This window comes from Microcoleus sp. FACHB-672 (assembly GCF_014695725.1).
Classification (GTDB): Bacteria; Cyanobacteriota; Cyanobacteriia; order Cyanobacteriales; family Oscillatoriaceae; genus FACHB-68.
On sequence record NZ_JACJOU010000009.1, the window covers coordinates 1 to 26,684 of the forward strand.

Annotated in this window: 25 protein-coding genes and 1 pseudogene; 14 read left to right on the forward strand and 12 right to left on the reverse strand. The window is 45.5% G+C overall.

What is annotated here, in order from left to right; all coding sequences use genetic code 11:
* Positions 1 to 399: 399 nt before the first annotated feature.
* Positions 400 to 531 (forward strand): hypothetical protein, encoded by a 132-nt coding sequence (locus H6F56_RS05520; protein ID WP_323797597.1) that lies wholly within the window; start codon positions 400 to 402, stop codon positions 529 to 531.
* Between the two features lie 149 nt (positions 532 to 680).
* Here H6F56_RS05520 and bioF read toward each other — a convergent pair whose 3' ends face one another.
* The 3 genes from bioF to H6F56_RS05535 all read right to left on the reverse strand — a co-directional run bounded on the left by bioF (position 681) and on the right by H6F56_RS05535 (position 2,741).
* A complete protein-coding gene (gene bioF / locus H6F56_RS05525; protein WP_190665865.1) occupies positions 681 to 1,835 on the reverse strand; it encodes an 8-amino-7-oxononanoate synthase in 1,155 nt (384 codons plus the stop codon).
* Positions 1,836 to 1,844: 9 nt separating this feature from the next.
* Entirely contained in the window at positions 1,845 to 2,168 is a 324-nt protein-coding gene (locus H6F56_RS26130; RefSeq protein ID WP_242031878.1) for a hypothetical protein, read from the reverse strand.
* A gap of 123 nt (positions 2,169 to 2,291) precedes the next feature.
* Positions 2,292 to 2,741 (reverse strand): hypothetical protein, encoded by a 450-nt coding sequence (locus H6F56_RS05535; protein WP_190665866.1) that lies wholly within the window; start codon positions 2,739 to 2,741, stop codon positions 2,292 to 2,294.
* Between the two features lie 87 nt (positions 2,742 to 2,828).
* Between H6F56_RS05535 and pyrE the strand changes: the two genes are divergently transcribed.
* The 8 genes from pyrE to H6F56_RS05570 all read left to right on the forward strand — a co-directional run bounded on the left by pyrE (position 2,829) and on the right by H6F56_RS05570 (position 9,132).
* Positions 2,829 to 3,422, forward strand: coding sequence for an orotate phosphoribosyltransferase (gene pyrE, locus H6F56_RS05540; RefSeq protein WP_190665867.1), 594 nt, complete (start codon positions 2,829 to 2,831; stop codon positions 3,420 to 3,422).
* 623 nt (positions 3,423 to 4,045) lie between these two features.
* Positions 4,046 to 5,173, forward strand: a complete 1,128-nt coding sequence (locus H6F56_RS05545; RefSeq protein ID WP_190665868.1) for a DUF262 domain-containing protein — start codon at positions 4,046 to 4,048, stop codon at positions 5,171 to 5,173.
* Positions 5,163 to 6,443 carry an AAA family ATPase gene (locus H6F56_RS05550; RefSeq protein ID WP_190665869.1) on the forward strand — a complete coding sequence of 427 codons (1,281 nt, stop codon included), beginning with the start codon at positions 5,163 to 5,165 and terminating at the stop codon, positions 6,441 to 6,443. Before H6F56_RS05545 ends, H6F56_RS05550 begins: the two co-directional genes overlap by 11 nt.
* Position 6,444: 1 nt before the next feature.
* Positions 6,445 to 7,308, forward strand: a complete 864-nt coding sequence (locus H6F56_RS25725) for a hypothetical protein (protein WP_199312602.1) — start codon at positions 6,445 to 6,447, stop codon at positions 7,306 to 7,308.
* 256 nt (positions 7,309 to 7,564) lie between these two features.
* Positions 7,565 to 7,687: a hypothetical protein gene (locus H6F56_RS27270; protein WP_416360984.1), complete on the forward strand. Its 123-nt coding sequence runs from the start codon at positions 7,565 to 7,567 to the stop codon at positions 7,685 to 7,687.
* Positions 7,632 to 7,856 carry a tetratricopeptide repeat protein gene (locus H6F56_RS05560; RefSeq protein WP_190665870.1) on the forward strand — a complete coding sequence of 75 codons (225 nt, stop codon included), beginning with the start codon at positions 7,632 to 7,634 and terminating at the stop codon, positions 7,854 to 7,856. Before H6F56_RS27270 ends, H6F56_RS05560 begins: the two co-directional genes overlap by 56 nt.
* On the forward strand, positions 7,807 to 8,049 hold the full coding sequence (locus H6F56_RS05565) for a tetratricopeptide repeat protein (protein WP_190665871.1): 243 nt from the start codon (positions 7,807 to 7,809) through the stop codon (positions 8,047 to 8,049). Before H6F56_RS05560 ends, H6F56_RS05565 begins: the two co-directional genes overlap by 50 nt.
* Before the next feature lie 90 nt (positions 8,050 to 8,139).
* The gene (locus H6F56_RS05570; RefSeq protein ID WP_190665872.1) at positions 8,140 to 9,132 is read left to right on the forward strand and encodes a tetratricopeptide repeat protein; all 993 of its coding nucleotides are present in this window, start codon (positions 8,140 to 8,142) and stop codon (positions 9,130 to 9,132) included.
* Between the two features lie 290 nt (positions 9,133 to 9,422).
* On the opposite strand, the gene H6F56_RS05575 is transcribed toward H6F56_RS05570, so the two are convergent.
* Positions 9,423 to 10,295, reverse strand: a complete 873-nt coding sequence (locus H6F56_RS05575; RefSeq protein WP_190665873.1) for an S-methyl-5'-thioadenosine phosphorylase — start codon at positions 10,293 to 10,295, stop codon at positions 9,423 to 9,425.
* A gap of 214 nt (positions 10,296 to 10,509) precedes the next feature.
* Here H6F56_RS05575 and H6F56_RS05580 point away from each other — a divergent pair, with 214 nt between their 5' ends.
* The gene (locus H6F56_RS05580) at positions 10,510 to 10,713 is read left to right on the forward strand and encodes a hypothetical protein (protein WP_190665874.1); all 204 of its coding nucleotides are present in this window, start codon (positions 10,510 to 10,512) and stop codon (positions 10,711 to 10,713) included.
* Between the two features lie 199 nt (positions 10,714 to 10,912).
* On the opposite strand, the gene H6F56_RS05585 is transcribed toward H6F56_RS05580, so the two are convergent.
* From H6F56_RS05585 to glgP, 3 genes are all read right to left on the reverse strand, one after another.
* Positions 10,913 to 12,304, reverse strand: coding sequence for a hypothetical protein (locus H6F56_RS05585; protein ID WP_190665875.1), 1,392 nt, complete (start codon positions 12,302 to 12,304; stop codon positions 10,913 to 10,915).
* A 157-nt stretch (positions 12,305 to 12,461) separates the two neighbouring features.
* Positions 12,462 to 13,295 (reverse strand): Tab2/Atab2 family RNA-binding protein, encoded by an 834-nt coding sequence (locus H6F56_RS05590; protein WP_190665876.1) that lies wholly within the window; start codon positions 13,293 to 13,295, stop codon positions 12,462 to 12,464.
* A 166-nt stretch (positions 13,296 to 13,461) separates the two neighbouring features.
* A complete protein-coding gene (gene glgP / locus H6F56_RS05595) occupies positions 13,462 to 15,687 on the reverse strand; it encodes an alpha-glucan family phosphorylase (protein WP_309236449.1) in 2,226 nt (741 codons plus the stop codon).
* Between the two features lie 795 nt (positions 15,688 to 16,482).
* On the opposite strand from glgP, the gene H6F56_RS05600 reads away from it, so the two are divergent.
* The 3 genes and pseudogenes from H6F56_RS05600 to H6F56_RS05610 all read left to right on the forward strand — a co-directional run bounded on the left by H6F56_RS05600 (position 16,483) and on the right by H6F56_RS05610 (position 20,079).
* On the forward strand, positions 16,483 to 17,478 hold the full coding sequence (locus H6F56_RS05600) for a calcium-binding protein (RefSeq protein WP_190665877.1): 996 nt from the start codon (positions 16,483 to 16,485) through the stop codon (positions 17,476 to 17,478).
* 180 nt (positions 17,479 to 17,658) lie between these two features.
* Positions 17,659 to 18,564, forward strand: a pseudogene (locus tag H6F56_RS05605) (IS982 family transposase).
* A gap of 465 nt (positions 18,565 to 19,029) precedes the next feature.
* The gene (locus H6F56_RS05610; RefSeq protein WP_190665878.1) at positions 19,030 to 20,079 is read left to right on the forward strand and encodes a calcium-binding protein; all 1,050 of its coding nucleotides are present in this window, start codon (positions 19,030 to 19,032) and stop codon (positions 20,077 to 20,079) included.
* 201 nt (positions 20,080 to 20,280) lie between these two features.
* On the opposite strand, the gene H6F56_RS05615 is transcribed toward H6F56_RS05610, so the two are convergent.
* From H6F56_RS05615 to mnmG, 5 genes are all read right to left on the reverse strand, one after another.
* Positions 20,281 to 20,577 (reverse strand): hypothetical protein, encoded by a 297-nt coding sequence (locus tag H6F56_RS05615; protein ID WP_190665879.1) that lies wholly within the window; start codon positions 20,575 to 20,577, stop codon positions 20,281 to 20,283.
* Positions 20,578 to 20,800: 223 nt separating this feature from the next.
* The gene (locus H6F56_RS05620; RefSeq protein WP_190665880.1) at positions 20,801 to 20,947 is read right to left on the reverse strand and encodes a ribbon-helix-helix protein, CopG family; all 147 of its coding nucleotides are present in this window, start codon (positions 20,945 to 20,947) and stop codon (positions 20,801 to 20,803) included.
* A 367-nt stretch (positions 20,948 to 21,314) separates the two neighbouring features.
* Positions 21,315 to 21,908 carry a TIGR04376 family protein gene (locus tag H6F56_RS05625; protein ID WP_190665881.1) on the reverse strand — a complete coding sequence of 198 codons (594 nt, stop codon included), beginning with the start codon at positions 21,906 to 21,908 and terminating at the stop codon, positions 21,315 to 21,317.
* A 118-nt stretch (positions 21,909 to 22,026) separates the two neighbouring features.
* Positions 22,027 to 23,346, reverse strand: a complete 1,320-nt coding sequence (locus tag H6F56_RS05630) for a hypothetical protein (RefSeq protein ID WP_190665882.1) — start codon at positions 23,344 to 23,346, stop codon at positions 22,027 to 22,029.
* 268 nt (positions 23,347 to 23,614) lie between these two features.
* On the reverse strand, positions 23,615 to 25,537 hold the full coding sequence (mnmG, locus tag H6F56_RS05635) for a tRNA uridine-5-carboxymethylaminomethyl(34) synthesis enzyme MnmG (RefSeq protein WP_190665883.1): 1,923 nt from the start codon (positions 25,535 to 25,537) through the stop codon (positions 23,615 to 23,617).
* Positions 25,538 to 25,849: 312 nt separating this feature from the next.
* Here mnmG and H6F56_RS05640 point away from each other — a divergent pair, with 312 nt between their 5' ends.
* Positions 25,850 to 26,680 (forward strand): FkbM family methyltransferase, encoded by an 831-nt coding sequence (locus tag H6F56_RS05640; protein WP_190665884.1) that lies wholly within the window; start codon positions 25,850 to 25,852, stop codon positions 26,678 to 26,680.
* Positions 26,681 to 26,684 lie beyond the last annotated feature (4 nt).

Consider the following 26,684-nt stretch of genomic DNA (forward strand, 5'->3'; position numbering starts at 1 on the left):
CTTTCTCTCTACTGTTTTATTAACTTTTGAATGAAGCTTTTGGCTACACAAAATCGTTTCGCCAATTCCCGTTGCGATATTTCTTCATTCTCATACACTTGGATTATTTTTTCCCGCAAGTCCAGTGAGTAGGCTTTCATCTTCACACCCTCAACAGCTCCCCATTACTGTACCTCTGTTATTCGAGAAACGCTATAAATTAATGTCGTTAAACTTTTAAATCGATATAATTCTCATTTCACCTATGTCGTAGCGATAAAGGTTCTCTTGGGACAACAGCACTTTGGACTTATCGCTTAAGGGAACAAGATTGACACAGAGCGTTTGTCACTAAGAAGTTTTTGCGACGTAACCATAAAGTCTAGACTATTAAAAACCCTTAGACGAATAGGATGCGTCATGCCGATCTATCGCTCCAAAACCTCCACCCAGGGACGTAATATGGCCGGTGTCCGCGCTCTCTGGCGCGCCACCGGAATGCACACTGAGGATTTTGAGAAGCCAATCATTGCAGTTGCCAACTCCTTATAGTCTGCCCTCGCGCGAGATCATCGCCGATTCAGTCGAGTACATGGTCAATGCCCATCGTGCCGAGCCCCTGGGAGCTGGCATACTATTTTGAGTGGCTCGAAACTTTCTTTTCTATTCTATTACTGTCCTCACCTTAACGTGTAGTGCTATTAACAGGTTAGAGCGGCAACTAATTGTTGAATATGTATCGGCTCATGGGTTGCCATTAATGTGATCCGAATTCTACTCGTGGGAACAGTGGGAGGGCGAATAGTGCCGGCAAAAATTCCCCTTTCTTTCAAGTATTTTCCAGTAGAGAGCGCTTCTTGGGCATCTTTCACCGGCACACACACAATAGGAGACTCTTGAAATAGCGGAACAATCCCAACTGCTTTGAGCAACTGTTGCAAATCAGCCACATTTTGCCATAACCGGCTGCGGCGTTCCGGTTCTTGTTGGACAATAGCAATCGCTGCTAATGCGGCTGCTGTGTCTGCCGGCGATAGTCCGGTTGTATAAATCCAGCTCGGTGCGCGATTTCGCAAAAAGTCTATCAAAGCTGCAGAACCGGCAATATATCCACCTAAACTGCCCAAGGCTTTGCTGAGGGTGCCCATTTGAATCAGCGATCGCCCTGTGCAGCCAAAATGTTCAACACAACCGGCACCCCTTGTTCCGAAAACGCCGGTGCCATGCGCTTCATCCACCAGCAGCATCGAGCTAAACGCTTCAGCCACTTCCAAAAGCTGCGGTAATTGACAAATATCCCCGTCCATACTGAAAACGCTGTCCGTAAGAATCAGGCAGCGTCGGTGAAGTTGCCGGTGTTGATTGAGTTGATTTTTTAAATCTTCAATATCATTGTGCCGATACTCCAAAACCGTTGCACCACTCAAAATCGCCCCATTTTTCAGGCTGGAGTGATTGTATTGATCGCCCAGAATCAAGTCGCGTTTGCCAACTAAAGCAGTGATCGCCCCCAAATTTGCCAGATAACCGGAACTGAAAACGAGGGCATCTTCGGTTTGCTTCAACTCGGCAATTGCAGATTCTAGCTGCCGGTGCAATTCCCGATGCCCCGTAATTAATCGAGAGCCGGTGCTGCCGGTGCCGTATTCTTGTGTAGCATTAATTGCGGCTTGAATTAAGCGCGGATCACCGGCAAGTCCGAGATAATCATTGCCGGCAAAGTTGATTACCTCACGCCCTTCTAGCAAAACAGTTGCACCGGGGCGGTTTTCAATTGTTTGCACAGAACGATACCAGCCGGCGCGATGAATCGTCGCCAAAGATTGTTCTATCCAAGCATAAGGATCTGTTGCCACGCTTGCAATTTAAGGCTCGTTATCAATGACTTTCTCAATTCTTTCTCGTTTATCAATTTTGAGAATCGGTTTGGTGGGAGGAATCACCATTCCCATACCAAATGCCACATCTGGCAACTGATAAGCGTGGTATTCTCCAGGCGGAAATACCTGATTAGGAGTAAAACAATACTGTTTTAGATAAACAATTTGATTGGGTTCACAAGCCGATCGGTTTAAAACCGGCTGAACTTCTTGCGGAATATAAAATGCTTCTGGGGGAATGATTGGTTCCTGATGTCCATCACCCGGAACACTGTGAAACTCTCCACCTCCAAAGCCGGATTCACTCATAATTTTAATTGGGGACTATTTTGACTCCCTCAATCTAGCTTTGAAAAATCTCTCGCCGGCAGCTTTTGTTATAAAAAGTTAATCATCTGCCGGTGAGAAATCGCGTCTTGCTAAAACTAAGTTCTAGCGCAGGGGAATGCTCTCAAAATTTAACTCACTGCCCGGTATGCGGTTATTAAAAGCTGGTGCCGGTGGCTGGGAAAAAATAGAACTGTTGTAGGGGTTCGGCAAATCTGGTGTGCGAATAATGGGATCGCTAGACACCTGCTGATTCAACACATCTAAATAAAGATTGTGAACCTCTCTGCCATCGCGGTTCATTTCGTTTTCCACAAAAGAATTTCTATACAGCGTACCTTGACCAAATAGAAAGTCTATTTGACGCCCGATGCCGCGATTTTGAAAGAAAGGTTTATCGTTATCATAAAAAGTCCGCATAAATGCTTCTTGAACAGTTGTCTGTCCGCTTTCTTGAGCATTTGAGGGCATTGCTTCAGTAATGATTGCACTCGCAACACTCAGCGAAGAGATTGTCGCCAACAGCCCTATCCAATTTTGCAGCCGCACGCCCATAAGACTCCTCCTCAATTTTTCTCACTCCTCAATATTAAACGCATCTCGTGGCAAAATGGCTGAATACTTAATGTTGTGTGTTGATTAATGAGCGATCTTTGCGTGGCTACTGCCGATTTAACAACGCTGCGCCGGCAACTTTTGGATTTATTCTGTGAGCTGGCTTATCAAGAAGGAGACTTTGTGCTTTCTTCGGGGCAGCCTAGCTCTTATTACATTAATGGTAAGCTCGTGACACTGCACGCCGAAGGTGCCTTAGCGACGGGTCGTTTGCTGCTGTCTATGCTGCCGGCAGATACGCAAGCCGTTGCCGGTTTGACATTGGGTGCCGATCCGATTGTAACGGCGGTGAGCGTTGTTTCTGCCTATGAAAGTCGGCCTATCCCAGCCCTAATTATCCGGAAAGAAGCGAAGGGACATGGGACAAAAGCCTATATTGAAGGGCCGGCTTTGCCAGAGGGGGCGAAGGTTGTCGTTTTGGAAGATGTTGTGACAACCGGCGCATCGGCAATGAAAGCCGTTGAGCGGCTGCGGGATGCCGGTTACAGTGTTGATTCCGTCATTTCGTTAATAGATCGGCTCCAAGGCGGTGCGGAACTATATGAGCAAGCGGGATTAAAATTTGAAGCCGTGTTTACCATTGAGGCAATTCAGAGCCGGTGGAAGCAACTGCAAACTTAAATTTAACTGGAGTTTAACGCTTAAGCACTAGACCTTTTGCACAATCAAGGTAATGTCCGCACCAAGGACAAATTTTGGCGTGAGGTGCTTTAGCGCGTCTAATTTTCCCCAGCTCGAATTGATTGCCGGTGTCGAAGAACTGCTTTAAAAAGCAGCAGACATCTACATTGGTAAGAATTTGGGACAGGCGAATGGAGGTGCGACTCCAAGAGGCTTCTATACATAGGAAGGTGTTGGCACTGTCTTATGTATATCCAGGGGGAGACGGGCTACAGGCAAAGACCGACGAGGGTTATAAGTTGGCGGCAAGGATTGCCGAGAGCAAGCCCCAGGCTTGGCGGGAGTGGATGCAGTGGAAGGGCATTCTTGGTACTATACTGATCAGGCTTAATCCCTACAGCTATTTTGTCCATAAAATTAAATTAAGTATAAATGCTTATTTTGTTAGAGGTTCAAGCTCTGATCGACTGACTGAACCGTGATTAGATACAAGCGAACAAAACACGGCAAGAGGACTGAACTTAGCCAGGCAGAGGTTGTCACTTTTTCCAGAAAACGAGATAACGAGATACTGATCCAGTTTTTTGGTGGGCTGAACGATATAGGAGAAGGAGGAAGTAAGGATGAATAGTGAACTCCAAAATATCGATGTCATTGAAACAGATGAGGATACTGCTGAAGAGGATAGTGGTGATAGTGGGGGATTGTATCCTTACGATCCAACGGAAGCCGATATTGATATTAGAGATGAGCCTCACACTATTTTTGAGTTATTGAGGAAATATGACAGTGACAAGCTTATTATCGATCCAGATTTTCAACGCAATGTAGTTTGGGAATTAGACAAAAAAAGTAAATTTATTGAATCTGTTATCCTAAATTTCCCCCTTCCTCCCTGGTATTTAAATCAAACAAAAGAGGGGAAACTAATTATTGTAGACGGTCTACAGCGGACTACAGCTTTACATGAATTTGTTAACGATCAATTTAAGTTAAGTGGTTTAGAAGCATTAACTAAGTTGAATGGCTACACCTTTTCAGAACTTAAAGAACTACCTGGTGACTATCAAACAAGGATTGAAGATAAAAAACTTTACATATATCTTATTAAGCCCTCGGTTCCCGTTAAAGTTGTCTATGATATTTTCAATAGAGTTAACACAGGAGGAACTAAACTTGAACGTCAAGAAGTTAGAAACTGTATTTTTTCAGGAAAATCAACCAAGCTGCTAAAACAGTTATCAGAAAAAGAATATTTTATAAAGGCTATAGACAAGGGTGTTTCACCCAAAAGAATGAAGGATAGAGAAGTCATTTTGCGTTACTTGGCTTTTAAACTCTTTGATTATGAAAAAAATTATCAAGGTGATATGAGTGATTTTGTAGAGAGAGCTATGAAAAAAATTAATTTAATGGATGATCTAGAAATAGATCTATTAAAAAATGATTTTGAGCGAGTAATGAATTTAACTTTTGAATTTTTTGGTTCTAAAAATTTTCGTTTGCCCTCGGGGAAAAATAGGGGAAGAATAAATATCGCAATTTTTGAATCTGTGTGTTATTTTTTTTCTGGCAGGAGCGATAAGTTTTTACAACCTCACAAGAAGTCTATTCAAGATAACTTTATTAAATTGCTTGAAAATCCAGAATACTTTGACGCTATAAGGTATTCCACGAGTAGCAAATCTAAAGTTATTACCCGCTTTAAACTAGCACAAGATATTTTAGGAGACGTAGAAAATGCTAACTAAAATAGAGTTAAAAAACTTTAAGTGTTTTAAAGATAAAATACAGTTTCCTTTAACACAGATCAACCTGTTAACAGGCATAAATGGGCGTGGTAAGTCTACTCTTTTACAAGCTTTGCTTTTAATGCGACAATCTATTGAGCATAGGGAAGTTACAACCCAAATTGTGTTGAATGGAAGTTGTGTAAGACTGGGTAATTTTGTTGATGTTAGGAATAGTAGTATCTCAAGAGATGAACCCATTGTACTTAAATATTATTTCCATGAAATTGTTCATCCCAATAAAGTTATTCATAAAGGTATGGAATATTTATTAAGACCAAATTCAGATGATGATATGGTGGCAGAAATCAGCCAGATCAACTTGTGTAATAAATTTAATTTAGACAATTCTGTTACTACGGTACAGAGAAAGTATTTAAAAAAAGACAATACTAATGAATACTCAACTACTGAGAATGAATCAAAAAGATTGCGCGACTGTTCATTAAATAATTTAATACCTAATGATTCTAGCCCTACTTTAATAGAAGATGAGGAATTTTATTTGAATTCCTTAGATGAATCTTTCAATTTTAGTCATATGCACTACATTTCAGCCGATCGCATTGGCCCACAAGAATTTTATTTCAAGTCCACTTTAAAAAACTTTCCTAATGTAGGTGCAAAAGGCGAATTTACCGTAAATTTGCTTTATACAAAAAGAAATAATTTAGTTAATGATATGTTGTGCTTAAAAGAGGATGCAAAGACATTATCTAATCAAACAGAAGAATGGCTAAGTTATGTTTTTGAGGGAGCTAAAGTACAAATATCAGAATCAAGAAGTAACATTTTAGAACTTTTATTTAATACCAACGCTTTAAAAGAGCGCTATAAACCAGCTAATGTTGGCTTTGGATACCATTGCATTTTGCCAATTATTGTTTCAGGATTAATTGCTAGAAAAGGTGAAATATTAATTGTAGAAAACCCAGAAGCGCATTTACACCCAAAAGCGCAATCGCGACTAACTCACTTTCTAGCTAAGGTTAGCAGTTGTGGCGTACAAGTTTTTATTGAATCACATAGCGATCATATTTTGAATGCCTTGCGAATAGCTGTGCTTGATAAAATTATTGACCATGAAAATTTAAATATATTATACTTACAGCTAAATTCAGAGCAACAAGTTGTACAAATTCCTGTTCAACCTAACGGAGGAATTGAAGAATGGCCCAAAGGTTTTTTTGATCAAATGGATAAAGATTTTGAACGTCTTTTTGGAATCTAAGATGGAAATTTTTATTAATGAAGAATCCCTTCAGGGACAGTATCTTAATGATGTCGAATTCAAAGATGCAGTAAGAGTTTTTAAAGCTATTTTTGATTTGATTAATGAAAAAATTAAAGATAAACAGATATATAAGGAGGATAGTAATTTATATGTCAAGTATGAAGCGGTAAAAGGCTCTAATTTCAATCAAAGCTTAAATCAAATTAAAGACAGATCACTTAAATTGGCCTTCAAGAATGTTGTTTTTAATAAATTAAATGCTAAAGAATGGCGTGCCGAACAAGTACATCGTTCAGAAGACTTCTTTGATTGTTTGATGAGTAGTGAAAATGAACAGTACAAAAATGTAAATAATACATCATTGGCAGAAATAGCTGAGAGAAAATTACAAAACAGTAGTTCAACCTATTTATTAATTAATTTTATCAATTCCAGTTTTCACCTTGTTCATCCACATATTACTAACTGTTGCTTAATTACTATCGTTAAAAATAGTGATGTACTAGATTGTATAAAATTAGATGGTCTTGATAATAAACCTGCGCTTGAAGATTGGCTAGAACATACATTTAATTTAAGCTGTTCAGTATATGATGAACTCTCTAAGGAACCTCCTACAGACGAGCAAACTATACTAAGAGAAAAACAAAGATTTCAAAAAACTTCATCCTATTGTCAGGATAGAGCTATTTACCGCGAAGTAGATACAGATAAGTATTGGTATGTAGATAATTTACATTTCGGTAAAGCTGCTCATTTAGAAGTTTTTAATAAAGCTGGATATCATATTGGAGAAGCTGATCTAAAAGGCCATATAGATGAGTGTAAACAAGATAAAAATAAAACTATTCGCTTGTCTTGAAAATAATTTAATATGTATCTGAGGTATTAGCTGTAGATTATTGAATTGCTTCTCTGATCCTCAACTTTACCGCAAACCCAGGCGGATGCCTCTGTAGCCCCTCAACCGACGGATAAACCGGCAAAAACCCAAGGTTCACAAGTTTATGCCGGCAAACCCAAAATTACCAACTGCAAATCCCCTGGCATCCTTTGCCGTCAATCCGGGTTATCCAGTCCAACCTTAGATTCATCCGCCGCAAGTTTAGTCGGCTTTAATGCACCTGAGCCGGCATGAAGAGGCGATACACTCATATAAGCGGGCGCTAGAGCTAAAACCACATTGTGCCGGCGCTTGGAATCAAGAAGGCAATACCCTGGAAAAATTGCACCGATTATGAAGAGGCAGTGAAATGTTATGAAAAAGCTGTTCAATTCAAACCAAATGACCCAGAAATCTGGAATAATCGCGGCAATGCGATGACGTATTTGCACCGGCATCCAGAAACGATCTCTTACTATGACAAAGCGATTCAACTTAAACCAGATTACTTATCAAGCTTGGAGTAACCGGGGGAGTGGGTTTGCCCAATGGTGCCGGCATGAGGATGCCATCGCCCCTGATAACGCCGCCCTTAAATTTAAGCCTGACGCTCCTGAGATTTGGTATAACAAAGCTTGCAGTTATACATCGCAGGGTCATGTTGAGTTGGCTGTCGAAAACCTGCAACAGCCGCTCAGCCTCAATCCGGGCGAATATTAAGAAGCTAGCCAAAACTGACTCGGATTTTGATGGGATTCGAGATTCAGGAGATTTTCAAGCAGTTAATTGATACATAGGTTACAAGTATCCATGAAGATTAACAATCAACTTGCTTTCGTACTCTCTACCCTGCTGTTATCTGTGGGAAGTGCTGCGGCTATCGCACAGCCGGCAGCACCACCCGCCAAGCCTCCTGCTGCTAAACCGGCAGCGCCGGCAAAACCCACAACTGCGCCTGCTGCACCGCTTTCGACACGGGAGAGGCAGGAGTTGCAACAGCGAAGAGAAGAAGAGCGAATTCAAAGATATGTCCAGCGAGAAGTTAACCGCACGTTTGGGTTAACAACTTCTATGCTGAATGTTTTGCTGTTTCTGCTGATTCTGTTTCCGCTTGCCGGCATTCTCAGCCTGTGGCTGTTGAAACGCAGTTTGGCGAATCAGATTAAATCTGAAGTGAAAGACGAACTCAGTAAGGAAGTTAAAGGAGAGATGGTGCGGCTAATGGGTGCCGGCATCGAAAATAAACGAGAAATTGCTCCGCCGCCGGCACAGCCCACCATGAGCGGTGAAAATGTGGCTCAATTAAAAGAGTTGATTTCAATGGCAATGGCGACTCAAAATGTTATTTCAGATGCTCGCAACTCAATTGAAGAGTCGCTCAACACCCAAGCTAAAACAGGGGATTTACTTAAAGATGTTTTCGGCCATTATGTGAAGCAGGGCGATAGCCTTTTTCTGGAAGGTCGCTATGACGATGCGATTGAAGTTTACGAAAAGGCAATTCAGGCTAATTCTGAGGATTATGAATCTTGGTGTGGTAGAGGGGTTGCATTAACAAGGGTGGAACGCTATGACGATGCAATCGCGTCCTTTAACCAAGCCCTCCGTATCAATTCTGAGTATGCTGATGCTTGGTATGAAAAAGCTCGCTGCTATGCGGTGCAAGGCAATATAGATTCGGCCATTGAAAATTTGAGGCAGTCGGTTAACCTCAATCCCGATAAAAGGCAGATTGCCAAGACTGACCCTTCTTTTGACGGAATTCGGGATAATGAGTGGTTTGAAGATTTGATTGCTAGATAGAAAAAATTGCTGAGAAATTTTTAATACCGGCAACTTTATTAAAAGGCACTGAGGTTAAAATAAAAGTTTTACCTGAGTGTCTTTTATTTTTTGCTGAAAAATCTACAAACATCATTTATAAAATAGGGAAACTCCCATGTAAACTCGAATCTCAAAAGGTATCTGTCTGCTCATTCAAATTCGAGTTTAACTCCTCAAAATGATTGACAAGTGGTGCTAAGTGCGGAGATTTGGTGAGTAGGAGAATGAGGCATTTCTTCCAGTTTGCCCCATTCCCTATTTCTGTCTACTTATAAATACTTCTGCAGGAGCAATTCCAACTTTTCCTTGGCTGCCGGTGAAACCTTATCTAAAGGCGTTAAAATCGCATACTTCAACGCTGAATGAGCATCTGATTGCGGTGGATTTTCAGTTAAACGCCGCACAGTTTCTTGAATCACTTTTTGAGCGTTTAGCGCATTGCGTTGTAGATTTGCGACCACCATATCTACCGTTACACTATCATGATCAGAGTGCCAGCAATCGTAATCTGTTGCCAACGCTAAGGTTGCATAAGCCATTTCCGCTTCACGGGCTAACTTGGCTTCCGGTAAATTCGTCATGCCAATCACTGTCGCACCCCAACTGCGATAAAGATGAGACTCTGCTTTCGTGGAAAATGCCGGCCCTTCCATACAAACGTAAGTACCTCCTCGGTGCAGCGTCACATCTGGCAACTCTAAACTCGCCACTGCATCCGCCAGCACTTTCGCCAGCTGGCCGCAGACAGGATCGCCAAAAGCAATGTGCGCTACAATGCCATCACCGAAAAACGTAGAAATTCGGTTCTTGGTGCGATCAATAAACTGATCTGGCACAACCATATCCAGGGGCTTTACCTCTTCTTTAAGCGATCCAACGGCGGATGCAGAGATTACATACTCAACCCCCAGACTCTTCATTGCGTAAATATTTGCCCGGAATGGCAACTCTGAGGGTAAAAACGTGTGATTCCGACCGTGACGGGCGAGGAAAGCCACTGGGGTTCCTTCTAAGGTTCCCACAATCAAAGCATCGGACGGTGCGCCAAAGGGCGTGTCAACACGCACTTCTTCGACATCTTTGAGCGCATCCATTTTGTAGAGTCCGCTGCCACCAATGATCCCAATCTTTGCTTGAGCCATGATTTTTCCCTGCTGCCTTGTTATTTCGCCAAGCTATTTTACCGGGAAATGAGAAGGACTGGAGCGAGATGACCGGCTTTGTCAATGATAAGTATCACTTTATCGATTAAAAATTGTCACATTCCTGATATGCCGGCAATCACTTAACATCTTTATGAAATCTTTAAACTTATAAATATTGAGTGATGTTCAACCTCTACTTCCCAGAAACACAATGCAAGCTCAAGCCACATTACCTAAAATCTCATTAGACAAAATTGTTGAGCGGATTATGGCATTTCGCCAAATCTCCCGCATTGACCAGCGTCTGCTCATGTCGTCACTGCTCTCAAAAGATTCATTAAGCGAACAAGATCAAAGCAGTATCAACCAGGTATTTGATGCTCTGCAACGGGGATTACTTAAAGTAGTAGATTAAGTTTAAATGCCCATATTCAGTAATCTTTCGGATTCATTTTTCCAAAGAATTCGTTTTGTGATAGATGGTGCATTCCTGCCGGCTGCTTTTTATCTAGGATCTGCGATGTCACCCGCTTATTTATCCAAAAAATGAAGCGCGAACAGCAACATTGTCTGTTCGCGCTTCACTGTATATCCCGCAAAATTACTGACTATTATTAAGGTTTTGAAGTTGGCCAAGGAATTGTACGGTCTTGGCCGAGTTGCTTAGAGACGGCTTCTGCGCCATAGACGTTAAGATGGCTGGGATCAGCAAAATAATCATGTTGAGCCGGCCACCGGCTTGATAAATCGCGGAAAATAAATCCCCTTTCTCCGGCAAAGCGCTGCATAAACTGCTGGAATTCTCGCTCATGCCGCAGCCGCACTGAATCTAAATAATCCTGCGTCAAGGGCAAATTAACTATGACAAGGGGTATCCGTTTCGACTTCACAAAAGCCACAACCGATTGCAGTGCGGCGGCTTGCTGCCCTTGCAAGTTAAAGGAAGCATAATCACCATCGTATTCACCCGGAACTCGACGCACACGCTCATAGTACGTTGCCGGATTAAATCGAGTGGACACCGCATTAAAACCACTGCCGATCCGTTCACTTTCAGGGGATCTGGCCGGTTGCGCTGCCGGCGCTGTACGGGTTCTCTGTTGTGCCGGTGGCCAAGACGGGCCGCTTCCTCGGCTGGGTATGGTTCGTTGCTGGTAGTAGACCTCTGCAAGCGGCTGTTGCTGATTCTCGTCCCAGAGTTGCGCTTGATAGTGAGCGCCTAAAATCGGGCGAATTTTGCTATCAGCAGCGCTGCTTTTAAAAGATTTAAAAGACAATTTTTGTAAGCGACTGCTGCTTTTTCGCCGGATGGTGTGGCCAGGAGACTGCGGCACCTCTTGACGAAAATTGATCGGATCTGGCCGAATGATGCCGCCCCCCGGTGCGCTGCTGGGGCGAGTTGCCGGTATGCTGCTTGGGCGAGTTGGCGGGCTAACACTGGGGCGACTTCCCCCAGATAAACGCTGGTAGCCAGGAGAAGCAAGGATCGCATTGTAAGTGCGATCCACTCGACCACTGTTAAAAGCACGCACCCCATCCGCCCACACAATCATCCGAGGCAACTGCTGTGGGGTTAAAATTTTCCGCAGCAAGACATCCACAACTTGAGCCGTCGCCCCATTAACGCCAAAGTTAAAAACTTTTAGCTTCGCATATCCTTGAGATGCTAAAGCCGTTTGCAAAGCCACCGGATCGACGCCTTGCAGGGCGCGGGAACTGCCCACAATTAAAATATCAGGTGGGCCTGAAGTTGCCACATATTGCTGATATAGCGCCAGTTGCCGGTCGAGAAGTTCGCTATTAAAGGTTGGGTAGGAGGGGGCGACAGCCGTATAGGTGCCAGAGGCGAGGATGAGTGTGTCCCCTTCTGCTTGAAATGTTTGTGAAGATAATGCCGGCTTATCCCGGCCAAAAGCGATCTCTTCAGCAGAGAATAAACCAGGTAAAAGCATTAAACAGAAGGCAAATCTGTTCAAATGGCGCATGGCTAACAATTGGCGGTTCATGGTTGGTGACGCTCAAGTCATGGAAATTAGCAATTAATACCAAGTTGCGCGATAAATGTGCAAAGTTCCGGCAATTGGAACGATAACTGCCTACAGATTCCGCCCCAAGGGTAACGCGCCTATCGGGATGAATGCAACTCGGTCTAACCATTAACAATTAGCAATTTCGTAATAACCAAAAACCACTGTAAGTCATTCCAGAGTCATCTGGTTGTACTAACAGAAAATGCAGTCCTTGAGTTAATTGCTTGCGTTGTTCATACGCCTTGGCTGCGGCTGCAACTTCTTCATCTTCAAATGTCGCCAAAACCCATCGATCTGCAAGCCCAGCTTCTAAAATTAACCCATCTGGATCACCGGCAATGTAATTCATCGCTACAGGGCGGGCATCTTGCAGCCATCTGGCCAATTTCATGGATTGCCGGCCTCCATCAATAATAACCCCAGGCACGGGCACGGTTGAGGCTAATCCCAGATTAATTGGCAAGAAAGATTCTGGCATTTCCAAAATGGGGATCGCTCTGCCGGCAAAGGCATCAACCAGATCGCCGGCATTTAAAGCAGCAAATCGCCACTGTTCACCTAACAGAGTTTCTGGTAAAGGCACTGGCGGCGGACGATCAATCGCGAGCAAATCCACAACTTCGCCGGTGTAATTTTTCTCTTGTGGGTAATCTTTAGCTTTGACTAACAACCAATCTTTCACAAGGTTGCATTGCCGATTTGCTTCCACTCGCACGCCCAAAAGCTTGCCGGCTGTTTCCAGTAAGCTTAAGGATTGAGGGCGAAATACTTGAATGAGTTCGGGTAAATTACCACCGTTAGCCAGCTTTAAATGCTCAGCTAACCAGCTAGCATTGGCTTCCGCTTGGGGACACATCGCACTGTACCTAAAGCTGCCGGTTGCCTCACACACCAGCAATTCCCACAACTTTTGTCCTTGCTCATTTTTAAGGGGACGTTTGTAAAAATCAGCCAGCCAAATACGCATTTTGTTATCCCCAAGCTTATTCAAACCCTATAATAATACCGAGTAAGTGACGGGGATGATAGTCAAGCAGATTTTCGTATAATATCGGCTCTATTTTAATCGTTCCACTCCAATAAAAAAGGCAGGTATAATACCTGCCCTGACTTACCCGAAATTCTAAAAAGAACTACACCGGCAGACTCGCTAAAATCGGTTTAACATCCGCCGCACAACCGGGCGCATAAACCTGAGTGACATAGTCCGCAATCATTCGATCTGTATTGAACAAAGGAGCATTTGTTTTAATCGACTCCTTCATCATGCGAACCCAACCGTGAGGAATTCCATTCGCATCTTGGTCATAGTAAAGCGGAACAATTTCCTCTTCTAATAACCGATACAAAGACTCTGAATCAATGCGATCTTGCAATTCCTGATCGCTGGTATTAGCATCTTCACCAATTGCCCAACCGTTGAGTCCTTTGCCATTGGCATCAGCTTTGTAGCCTTCGCACCACCAGCCATCAAGGACACTGCAATTAATCCCACCATTAAAGCAAACTTTCTCGCCACTGGTGCCAGAAGCTTCCAGAGGACGGCGGGGGTTATTTAGCCACACATCAACACCTTGCACCAATTTTTGGCCGGTGTAGATGTTGTAGTCTTCAATAAATGCCACCCGCGTGAGAATGGATGGGTGCTTACACCACTCCATCAACCGCTGAATGATCCGCTTGCCTTCTTCGTCGCGGGGATGTGCTTTGCCGGCAAACACGATTTGCACTGGACGATTGGCATTGCCAAAAATCCTTAAAGCCCGTTCTGCATCGCGCAGCAGCAAGTGACCCCGCTTATAAGGACTGAAGCGCCGCGCAAACCCAATGGTTAGCACGTTTGCATCTAACAGCTCATCAGCTGCTTGGATGCGGTGGTGGTCTTCGTTGCGATTTTGTCGTGCAACCTTGACTTTTGATCGTGTATATGCAACTAGACGCTCTTTAAGGATTTTGTGACGTTCCCACAGTTCCTCATCGGGAATCGCGTCTACCTTTGCCCACATTTGCGGGTCAAGGAGTTGGCTTGACCAATCTGCGCCCATATATTCAGCGTAGAGGTCACACAGCAGGGGTGCTGTCCAAGTTGGGGCGTGGACGCCATTGGTGATGTAACCGATGGGGACTTTGTTCTCAGGCCGTTCTGGGTAAAGAATATTCCACATCTTGCGGGACACTACACCGTGCAGTTCACTGACGCCGTTGGCAGTGCGGCATAGGCGCAGGGCTAAGACGGTCATGCCGAAGGGTTCCCAAGGATCGCCAAGACGACGCGCCCCCAAGGCCAAAAACTGTTCGCGTGATAATTTTAAGGTGGGCCAGTATTGGGCGAAGTAGGAGTCCATCAAGTCAGATGAGAAGACATCGTGACCGGCAGGAACGGGGGTGTGGGTGGTAAACACGCAGCGATCCCGCACTGAGGCTTCGATATCGTAGAAGGATTTGCCGGTTTTCTCCATTGTGAACCGGGCAATTTCCAGGGTGCAAAAAGCGGCGTGTCCTTCGTTGAGATGGTAAACAGCCGGCTCTATGTTCAATGCTTCTAATGCCTTGACACCGCCGATCCCCAGCACGACTTCTTGGGCGATCCGGGTTTCTTGGTTACCGCCATAAAGGTGGCCGGTGAGCCAACGGTCGATAGGATCGTTATCTTGCCGGTCTGTATCTAGCAGGTAGAGAGAGACACGCCCCACCTGAGTCCGCCAGATTTGGACTTTGACAGAACGCTGGCGAATATCAAGTTCTACGGTGATGGGTTGGCCCTGGTCGTTTGTCATCAACTCTAAGGGCATTTCCTCAAAGCGGTTGTCAAGGTAGTAATCTTCTTGCCAACCGCCGTCATTGAGTCGCTGGTGGAAGTAACCTTGCCGGTAGAGTAAGCCAACACCAACCAGGGGTACGCCCAGATCCGAGGCAGATTTGAGGTGATCGCCGGCTAATATTCCCAAGCCGCCCGAATAAATCGGCAGGGATTCATGAATGCCGAATTCCGCACAGAGATAGGCAACGGGGTGTTCGCGAGAAATTTGGGGTGCAACGCGACTCGCCCAGGTATTGCGTTCTGACATATAGCGGTCAAACTGCTCGACAAGCGCTTTGACTTGCTTGATGTAGAACGGATCTTCGGTCAGTTCGGTTAGGCGTTCGCTAGAAGCTGTCTGAAGAATGGCTACTGGGTTATGGTTACAGCGTTCCCACTCATCAGCACTGATGCGCTGAAATAGGGAAACTCGGTCAGTTGTCCAACTCCACCAATAGTTATAAGCCAGATCTGCTAATCGCTTGAGAGGAAGGGGTAACTTCTGGGCTAACTTTTGGGCTGGAGTCATAGAACGGTCATTTGTCATAAAGTAGGTCACTCTCAATACTCTCCCAGTTCTCTGATGCCGGTGATGACACACGCACTCACGCCCCCAATAACTCTTCAGCGTTCCGTGCGGTTAGGGGCCTTCTCTGTGCGTTGTCATTCAACCTTTATCTCAGGAAACCGTATTCTAGCTTGACAGGATTTTCGAGAGAGGGTGTACTTCTTTACACTCTTTCCACTTTTGTTAACTTCTCAGTTCTCAGTGAGAGTGGAAGTGCCGAGCGCTCAGGCCGGCTGTTTCGGGTTTAGGGTGAAAAATGTTGGCACAGGTTACAGATGAACGTGCAATGGGTTAGGGCATGTCATCAATTAAATGTCAATTTAGGTGACAATCGATAGCCCCAGTGAGTTGAGCCAATCAACAGGAGTGTCCCCATGACGCGCCGCTACGCTTTGCGGGATGACCAGTGGGAACGCATTAAAGACTTACTCCCAGGACGAAAATAGACGGTTGGAGTAACAGCTAAAGACAATCGATAGACATGAACCTGCTATCTAAAACGTTGTCGGCACCCCATTTTTAATGCCTTCACGTCGAGGGCTGGCCAATCGTTCTCAGTTGCTCGGTAAGCGAGTTTAGCCCATCCCGCACTCAGTCTAATACTATTACCTTTTACCAAGCGTCCTCATCCTTATGGGTGAACTTATCGAAGGATTGTCAAATCCTCCAAAGGGTGAACTCGTTAGGCGATGGTGATCAAGGAAGTTGCTTTCTAATCTAGGAAGTGTAGAGATTCAACTCACTCCTTCTCAGTAAACTTAACGACACTAATCAGGGGTAATCAACTTGGCTACAATTATTGGGACATCTGAACACGACAATCTTAGTGGAACTGCTGGTAAAGACAGCATTATCGGGTTAGCCGGCAACGACAACATTGATGGAGGTATTGGTAGTGACACAATGGACGGCGGTGTTGGTGATGACGTTTATTATGTAGACCGCACCTGTGATGTAGTTATTGAAGGTGTTGGTACTAGCTTCGATACCGTCTACTCTAATGCCAGCTACAGTTTAAGTGCCAACGTGGAAAACCTTTACCTTCAAGGCAATGCTTATTACGGCTACGGTAACGAACTTGATAACCGTATTGTAGGCAATGCCGATAATAACTACCTCTGGGGTGGTGCTGGTGACGACTTCATCAATGGTCTTACCGGCAACGATACGATGGTAGGCGGCATAGGTAACGATGCTTACCTTGTAGATAGCACCAGTGATGTGGTTACTGAAGAGGTGGCTGCCGGCGAAGACGTTGTCTATGCCTATGCCAACTATAGTTTAAGTGCCAATGTGGAAAGGCTCTACGTCCAAGACGGTGTTGATTACGGCGCTGGCAATGAACTTGATAACTTTATCGAAGCCAATATCGGCAATAACTACCTCTGGGGCGGGGCAGGAAATGACACCATCTCTGGCCGTGCCGACAGCGATGTATTGACTGGAGGTGCCGGGGCAGATTACTTTAAATTCCACTCTGCCAATGAGGGTAATGATACGATTACCGACTTTAGCAGGGCAGAAGGAGATAAAATTGCGCTTTCAGCCTACGGTTTTGGTAACTTAATTTTCCCAACAGGAGAGACACCTGAATCTCTGCTTTCTTCTCAGTTTGCCACTGATGCTGGAGCGACTGATTCCAATCATCGTGTCATCTACAACTCATCAACCGGCGCACTCTTCTTTGATTCAGATGGTATAGGAGCAAACGCACAGGTACAAATTGCCAGCCTCTCAACAGGCTTAGCTCTAACTAACAGCGACTTCCAAGTTTTTGCATAGAATCGTTAACCTGTTGCTCAAAAAGCAAAGCAATTAAGCTTCCTCTCCAGCACTCAAAAGTAATTTTTAGTCGTAGCGTAGCTTTTTACGTGCATAGCTTTGAAGGGCAAAAAGCGATTTTTTAAACTAACGTCAGTTCGGGATAAGGAGGAGTGGAACAGATACAGTTGAAAGTGCCTAATTCTCAACGCATTTGACCACCCCACGCCCCGTTTAGAAGCCTTGTTTTTCCATGTCGATGACTTCTGTCAATGGTTTGAACCCCAGTGGAGGCAGAAATTGCCGGGGGACGGTGTGCAACAGCGCCAACGGTCTGGCAGCTTCTATCTGAGCGAAATTATGACGATTTTGGTTGCGTTCCATCAGTCGCCATACCGTAATTTCAAGTGTTTCTACACCCAACGGGTCTGCGGAGATTGGCGCGATGCCTTTCCAGGCTTAGTCAGCTACAACCGCTTTGTGGAGTGGATACCGTCAACACTCATCCCCTTGTGTGCCTACTTACGCCATTGCTTTGGGGCCTGCACAGGCATCAGTTTTATCGACTCGACCAGTCTCAAAGTATGTCACAATCGCCGCATTAATAGCCACAAAGTCTTCAAGCCCCTGGCAACTCGTGGAAAGACCTCGGGCGACTGGTTCTTTGGCTTTAAGCTACATCTGGTTGTCAATGAGCAGGGGGAATTGCACGGGCGTCGTCCTCACCCCTGGCAACACGGACGACCGTAGGCCAGTCCCTAAACTCCTCCAACACCTCTTCGGTAAGGTGTTTGGTGACCGGGGGTACTTGTCACAGAAATTGGCACAGCAGTTATGGCAGCAATCCGCGATTCAACTGGTCCCCAAGCTCAAACGGAACATGAAGAATCGCCTGATATTGCTCAGCGATAAGCTGCTCCTGCGGCGACGCGCAATTATTGAGTCTATTACCCTTCCAACTGAAGAACATTTCTGGGATAGAACATTCCCGCCACCGCTCCCCAGTCAATGGCTTTGTCAATGTAACCTGTGGGCTGATTGCCTATATGTCACCAGCCCAAGAAGCCGTCTCTGTTGAGCGACGAGGCTTTGCCTGCTGCCGCTTAAACCGAACTCACGTTAAACTATCATTACAGCGATTTTGGGGTGCCGATGAACACCCCATTTTTAATGCCTTCACGTCGAGGGCTGGCCGCTCGTTTTCAGCTTCTTGGTTAACTCGTGCAGCCCATCCCTGACGATGTCCACCTGTGCCGGCGTAGCAACCCTCTCAGCTAGCAACGTCCGGCTCAACATATTCTTTAACTGGTATTACTTATTGCTCTTACAGTTACTGCTTCGGAGCCGGCATCACACAAATTGGTATTTCGATTCAGTCTAATACTATTGCATTTTACCAAGCGCCCTCATCCTTATGGGTGAACTCATCGAAGGATTGTCAGCCCCTCCAAAGGGATGAACTTCTTGGGCGATGGTGATCAGGGGTGTTGTTTTCTAATCTAGGAAGTGTAGATATTCAACTCACTCACACCTTCTCAGTTAACTTAACGACACTAATCAGGGGTAATTAACATGGCTACAATCATCGGGACATCTGGACACGACAATCTTCATGGAACCGCTGGTAATGACAGCATCATGGGGTTAGCCGGCAATGACACCATCAGGGGAGGTATGGGTGTTGATACAATGGACGGCGGCATTGGTAATGACGTTTATTATGCAGACAGCACCCATGATGTAGTTATTGAAGGTGTTGGTGCTGGCATCGATACAGTCTTCGCCTCTAGCAGCTACGCCTTAGACGTAAATGAAGTGGAAAACCTTTATCTGCGAGGCAACGCTATTTACGGTTATGGCAACGAACTCAACAACCATATTGTGGGTAATGCCGGCGATAATACGCTCTCAGGCGATGCCGGCAACGACAGCATCTATGGATTAGCCGGCAATGACACCATCTATGGTGGTATGGGTATTGACCTATTGGTCGGCGGTGTTGGTAATGACGTTTATTATCTAGACGGTGATGTAATTAGTGAAGAAGCTGGTGCTGGCATCGATACAGTCTTCGCTTATACTGGCGAAATATTAAGGCCCAATGTGGAAAATCTTTACCTGCAAGGCAGCGCTATTTACGGCTTAGGCAACGAACTCAACAACTATATTGTGGGTAATGCCAATGATAATTGGCTCTCAGGCGGTACCGGCATAGATACAGTGATAGGCGGCTTAGGCAACGACTCTATTACTATTTCAGGTATCGGCAGCGATGTATTGACTGGAGGTGCCGGTGCAGATTACTTTAGATTCCACTCTGCCAGTGCGGGTAGTGTTACGATTACCGACTTTAGCAAGGCAGAAGGAGATAAAATTGAGCTTTTAGCCTTTGAATTTTACGGCTTAAATTTCCCAGTAATAGAAAACACATCTGAAGCTCTGCTTTGTTCTCAGTTTGTCACTGGCGCTGGAGCAACTAATTCCGATCACCGTATCATTTATAACTCATCATCGGGCGCACTATTCTATGATTTCGATGGTACAGGAGCAACTGCACAGGTACAAATTGCCAGCCTCTCAACAGGCTTAGCTCTAACTAGCAGTGACTTCCAAGTTGTTTAGCAGCGACTTCAAGTTATTGCATAGAATCGTTAACCTGTTGCTCAAAAAGCAAAGTAATTAAGCTTCTTCTCCAGCACTCAAAAGCAATTTTTTAGTCGTAGCGTAGCTTTTTACGTGCATAGCTTTGAAGGGCAAAAAGCGATTTTAAACTACCATTGCAGCGATTTTGGGGTGTTCACCGGCACCCCATTTTTAATGCCTTCACACGGATGGCAGGCCGCTCGTTCTTAGCCGCTCGGTTAGTTCGTTTAGCCCGTCCCTAACAATGTCTACCTGCGCCGGCGTAGCAACCCCCTCAGCTAGCAACACTTGCAAAGCTTCCAAGACTTCCAACTTCTTGCCTAGAATCCGATCAGCTACCCAGTGCGGCATCGGGTGCTGCACCTTCGAGACTTTCTCAACAATCCGTAACACTGTACCGTTTGGGGCCTTGTGAATCTCGCGGGATGTTGTGGTAATCGTTACCCCGTTGACCAGGTAATCGCGTAAATTCTCCATCGCCTTGAGCCTGAGAACTTCGGGGCAGGTATCCCGAAACGCACGACGGCACGGGAAATTGATGATTGGTTTTTCCCCAATCAGTAATCGCTGGTGCCTAACCTACCCTAATATTTTTGTACTGCGGTGGGTTAAGGCACAGGAAGTTGGTAATTAGTCTTTTCTCACTCAGTGATCGCCGATGCCTAACTCACCTTATTGCTGCAAACTAAGCACTGAAAGATTAACCCCGTAACTTGCGAATGAGTTCTCTGATCACATCAGTTTTCGTTCTGCCTTTGCTGGTGCAGTAAGATTCTAAACGCTCCAGCTCGGTAGAAGGAAGCCGAATGGTTAGCACTTTATCGGAGGGCGGTTTTGTTCTTGGCATGGCTGTTACAAGCTAATAAGACTGTAGTGATTAGGTGTTGAAAATATTGAAATACTTGTACTAATCTTGTGCTAATTCTAATTATAGCTTAGAGATTTTAAATTCGCGGTTGAATTAACCGGAATTTATGCTAAATGCTGCGCTCGCTCGATGAAAAAATTAGTAAGCAATGGCTTTAAAGTCGCTCCCAGAAGGGATGGGAGTGGAATCTAAAGACAGTTTGTTACTAAAAATTATGTTAGCAATTTAATCGGGAAACATGAAGATTTAACCAACCAGCACAACTCTGGCGGTCTCTACTATAAGCGACTTCAAAGTAAATACCGGCAACCCCAAATATACCTTGCTAATCTAAATTCGAGTGAGACTACCGGCCCATATTTCGCTTCATCCGATCAATCTCATCATCTGTTTCCCAACGTCTAAAGGCTTCCTCTAAGGAATCAGCGCCGCCGGACATTGTGCGAGTTTGACTTTGATTCCAACCGGCAGTTTGCCAGCTTTGTTCGGTTTTTTGCGTGTTGGTACGCGTTGCTGCTGCTGCGGCTGCTGCCTCGGTTGCTTTCGCCCGCACTTCCTGCCGGCGCTGTTGGATCTGCTTGTACAATTCCTTAGATTTCTCAATGCGTTCCTTAACGCCCTGCATTTGACCCCAGAATTGATTTCCTTGCCGCAACAGCGCCGCCTCTCTTTCTTGCGCTGCCTGAGCCAAATCGACCCGGTTCGATGCTTTCGCTTTTTCGATGCGGCTGTGCCAACGCTGGATATCTTGAGCGGTGGAGAGAATTTGATCTTGCAGCCCCTTTTCTTTGCGCTGCAAATCAACGATCAGCCGCAGGGTATCTTCTTCTTGCTCCCGCAACTGTTCTTCCAGCGCCTGCAACTCTAGATGGGGATTATTGCGTAAAAACTCTTCCAGTCTAGTTTCTAAAAACCGGCTGAGGTCTTCAAATAGGCCCATCGTTGGAACTCCCAAGATCAAGTGTGCCCTTTCATGCTATCTAAATTAGCCGGCAGGGCGATTTTAGATTTTAGATTTTAGAGGAATTCTAAAATCCAAAACCCAAAATCCAAACGATTTAGAACTTTTGCCCGACATAAATCGAGCGGACTTCACCGTTACGGCGAATCACGGCTTCCTGGTTCGCCACTTCTACCAGTGCCCAACCGCTAGAGCCGATACTCTCCCCGATGTTCACCCGGCGAGCGACGCCGCTGATTTCAAACAGGGCGGCTGAGCGTTCTCCGAGTTCGAGAATGCCAACCAAGGTATGAATAGCTGCCGGGTCAAGGCTGGGCAGAGTCGTTGCGTTAACGCTGGGTTCAGCACTTGGCTCAAGCGGCGGTGGTGGAATTTCGCCAGCCGGCACAGGTATTTCTGCTGGAATTGTCGGAACTGCCGGTTGAGGTTGAATTTCAGGAAATGCCGTTACGGCTGCGGATGGGACAACCGTTGGGGATGGGGCGGCTGTTGGGGATGGGGCAGTCGTTGGCGATGCCGTTGCCGCCGGGGATGGTTTAGCTGTTGGGGAGGCTGCAGCCGCCGTTGGGGATGGCTTAGCCGTTGGAGGCTTGGCTGCTGCCGGCTTAGGAGCCGATGGCGTTGCTTTAGCGACCGGCGGCTTAGGGGCTGGTGGTTTGTTCCGTGCGTTGTTTAGTGTCGGTATGGCCACTTTTTCTAGGGCAGTGGCGAGGCGGTTGAGCGCTTGGGCTAAACTGGTCGCATCTGACAGATTCAGTGACAGTGGCAATGCCGGCAGGTTAATGGTTGTAGATTGCTGGGTGGGTTGCTGTTGCTGTTGCTGTTGTGCCGCCGGTGCGGTGATTGTTGGTCTGCCGGCTACAGTTTTACCCACTTCTCCTCTGCTTTGAGCGATTTTATCGAGCGAAGCCATTACATAGTTCGCAAACTTGGCATCTGAGGCAGAGATCGTTGGAGATGGAGCGATCGGCGAGGGTGCCGGTGCCGGTGCTTTTGCAGACATCCGTTGCCACTGTGCACGACTTGCCAGCCACAAGCCCAGCATAATGACTAGGGAGCCACACGCTGCCCCTAGTAGCCATTTGTCAAACCACTGGTTAGAGTCTTGCTGTTTGTTGCCCGTTGTAACGACTTTCGCCTCAACGGTTTCCTGAGCCTCAGCCCGCTTCTGGAGTTCGGCGGGTGAGGTCATCGGCGGCATGACGATTGCCGGCACTGTAATTGGTTTTAAAGATACATATTCCGAGCGGGCCGACTCTGTGGGCAAGTGATTACCACCCACCAGAATTCGGTCAACGTCCTCGAATAAATCGTCCATTAAGCGATCTGCATAAGACTCAACCGCCACTGTTCCAGGGCCGGTTGGTTCTTGCAACTCTTCTGAGGCTATCGTTTTTGTTCTGACATTTTGAGACATAGGTTTTTCGCGTTTACGGCTCCTCAACGCCCCCGACCCACACGCTACGAATCCACGAGTTTACAGGGCACTCCTAAAAATTTAGCAGGAGAATTTCATCAACAGGTGGATTTTAGTCAGTTGATAAAAAAATTATAGGTTAAGAGGAGGGGCGCTAAGCTTGCCGTTCTGACTGTTTGCCTAGCGCCCTTGCTAGTTAGAAATGCCTGAAAATGAGTCGTAGCCTCAGATTTTGGCAAGTTTTCCCTGTGCAGATTCGTCAAAGATTCTACACTTTTCCCACACCGACTGCGGCCAATTGACGCGAACGCAGTTCCAAATACACCAGCAGCGCGTTGACATCGGCAGGATTTACACCGCCTATACGACAAGCTTGCCCAATAGTCAAGGGTTTGACCTTAGCAAGTTTCTCCCGCGATTCCTTGGAGAGGGTGTCAATGTTGGCGTAGTCTAAATCTGCCGGCAATTTCCGATGTTCTTGACGCGATATTTGGTCAATTTGGTGCTGCTGGCGCTGGATATAGCCAGAGTATTTGATATCAATTTCTGCGCCTTCTTGTTCAGCGGTATTTAAGTCTGGGTTTGCCAGTCCATAACGATCCAGATCAACGTAATGGATGTTAGGCCGGCGCAACAAGTCAGCGAGGGTGATTGAGCCTTTGATCAGTTGCTGCGTATCTGATGCGATCGCTTTGCCAATTTCATCATGCTCTTTAATCCGCGTGGTTTCCAGCCGGCGCTTTTCATCTGCAATATTTTGCTGTTTGCGGGTGAATAATGCATACCGGCGATCATCAATTAAACCGATTTCTCGTCCAAGCGGTGTGAGACGCTGATCAGCATTATCTGAACGCAACAACAGCCGGTATTCAGATCGAGACGTGAGCATTCGGTAAGGTTCGCGCAAGTCTTTGGTACAGAGATCGTCAACTAAGGTGCCGATGTAACTTTGCTCACGCGGGAAAATAATCATTTCTTGGTTTTTCACCAATCGCGCCGCATTGATCCCTGCGACGATTCCCTGCGCGGCAGCTTCTTCATAGCCGGTTGTGCCGTTAACTTGGCCGGCACAAAATAACCCTTCGATTTTCTTGGTCATCAGGGTTGGGTAACACTGAGTTGCCGGCAGATAATCGTATTCAACGGCATAAGCAGGACGTAGCATCACGCACTTTTCCATACCAGGAAGCGAGCGCAGCAATTGCACTTGCAGCTGTTCTGGCAAGCCGGTGGAAAATCCCTGAATATACAATTCTGGAATATCGCGACCTTCGGGTTCAATAAAGATTTGGTGGCTTTCCTTATCGGCAAAGCGCACAATTTTATCTTCAATGCTAGGGCAATAACGCGGCCCTTTTGCATCTACCCAACCGCCATAAACAGGCGATAAATGCAAATTTTCCCGAATCAGCCGGTGCGTTTCTGTGGTTGTGCGGGTGAGGTAACAATTCATCTGTTCCCGTTCCACCCAAGCTTCCGGATCGAAGCTGAACCAGGAAACTTTTTCATCACCCGGTTGCGCTTCCATGACGCTGTAATCTACGGAACGCTTATCAACGCGTGCGGGGGTTCCTGTCTTTAACCGGCCTGTCTCAAAGCCCAGCCGATTAAGGGTTTCGGTTAATCCTGTCGCTGCAAATTCTCCGGCGCGTCCTGCCGGCATCGATTTATTCCCTACCCAGATAATGCCACCGAGGAAGGTGCCGGTTGTTAGGACAACTGCTTTACATTGAAAGGCGACGCCAAAGTAAGTTTCAACGCCAATAATTTCATCATTTGCGCCTAATACCAAGTCAGTTGCCATGCCTTCGCGAATGGTCAAGTTTTCTTGGTTTTCGACAATATTTTTCATCACGGCAGCGTATTCGCGCTTATCGGTTTGGGCGCGTAATGCCCAAACTGCCGGCCCTCTTGAGGCGTTGAGGATGCGCTTTTGCAGGTAAGTGCGGTCGGCGATTTTGCCGATTTCACCACCCAGTGCGTCTACTTCGTGGGTAAGTTGAGATTTTGCCGGCCCTCCCACTGCGGGGTTGCAGGGTTGCCAAGCAATTTTATCTAAATTAAGGGTCAGCAGTAGGGTGCGACAGCCCAGACGTGCGCTAGCGAGTGCCGCTTCACATCCTGAGTGGCCGGCACCGACTACCACAACATCAAAGGCATCTTGGAATTCTACAGGTGTGTGTGCGGTCATAGTAAGCGTTTGAGCTGCAAAGACTCATATTAAATAGTTTAACGGCTAAACTGGGAGCGGCGGTATTATGTTTTCCTGGTGCCGATTTAAAATATCCAAATTTACTCTATATTAGACGCGATTAGCACTTAGGCTAACACCTCAACAAGCCGTTAAATTTTATGTTTCGGTAAGCTTTCTGCTGTTGCAAGCCTGATATGGATTCACCCACTCGTATTTTTGAGTAAGCTAGCAGAAGATGGTATGGATAAATTTTGGTTAACTGAGGAAGAATTGAGAGAGGATGTCGCCCATACCTAATGCCATTCAAGAGTGATTCATGGATATATAGCAGATGCTCAATTTGAGCTTAATTCTTTAACTGATAAAATACCGAGAAAAATGAAAATCAAATCTTTAATAAAATCTATTTTAAAAAAAGTTGTTTCACCTGTCAAAGTCAATCAGAATTTAACGAATCTTGTATGCAATACAGACTTGGCCTTAGCACGTCTTGCAAATTTGGGTTTTAAACCTAACCTTATTTTTGATGTTGGGGCTTATCAAGGGGATTTTACTAAATTTTGTGTGGAATTATGGCCTGAAACAAAAGCAGCTTGTTTTGAAGTCATCCCTCACAAAGTTAGTGAGCTAAAAGATTTAGCATCTTCTAATGCGTCGATTCAAGTATTTCCAACATTATTGGGTGCAAATTGTCATGATGAATTTCCATTTTATCAACTAGAACGTCATGCTGAAACCGCTTCTAGTGTTCTGAATACACAAACTGCCTTCAAGTTACCTCCTCAATATTATCCCATGTCTACAGTAGATGACATTGTCAAGAATCACTTTGCTGGACACGGCCCAGATTTGCTAAAAATTGATGTGCAGGGTTATGAACTTGAGGTTCTTAAAGGTACAGAAAACACGTTAAATCAAATTCAAGTAATTTTGGCAGAGATTAATCTATTAGATATCTATAAAGATGCTCCTTTGTTGGCTGAACTGATTGCGTGGCTAGATGCACGAAACTGGGTAACGTATGATATCTGTAGTTTTTGGCGTCGTCCACTCGATCAAGCTTTGTGGCAATCGGATTTTATCTTTGTGCAGCGTGACAGCTTCCTACGGGCTAATAAAGGCTATTCTAAAAAAAGTTAAATTG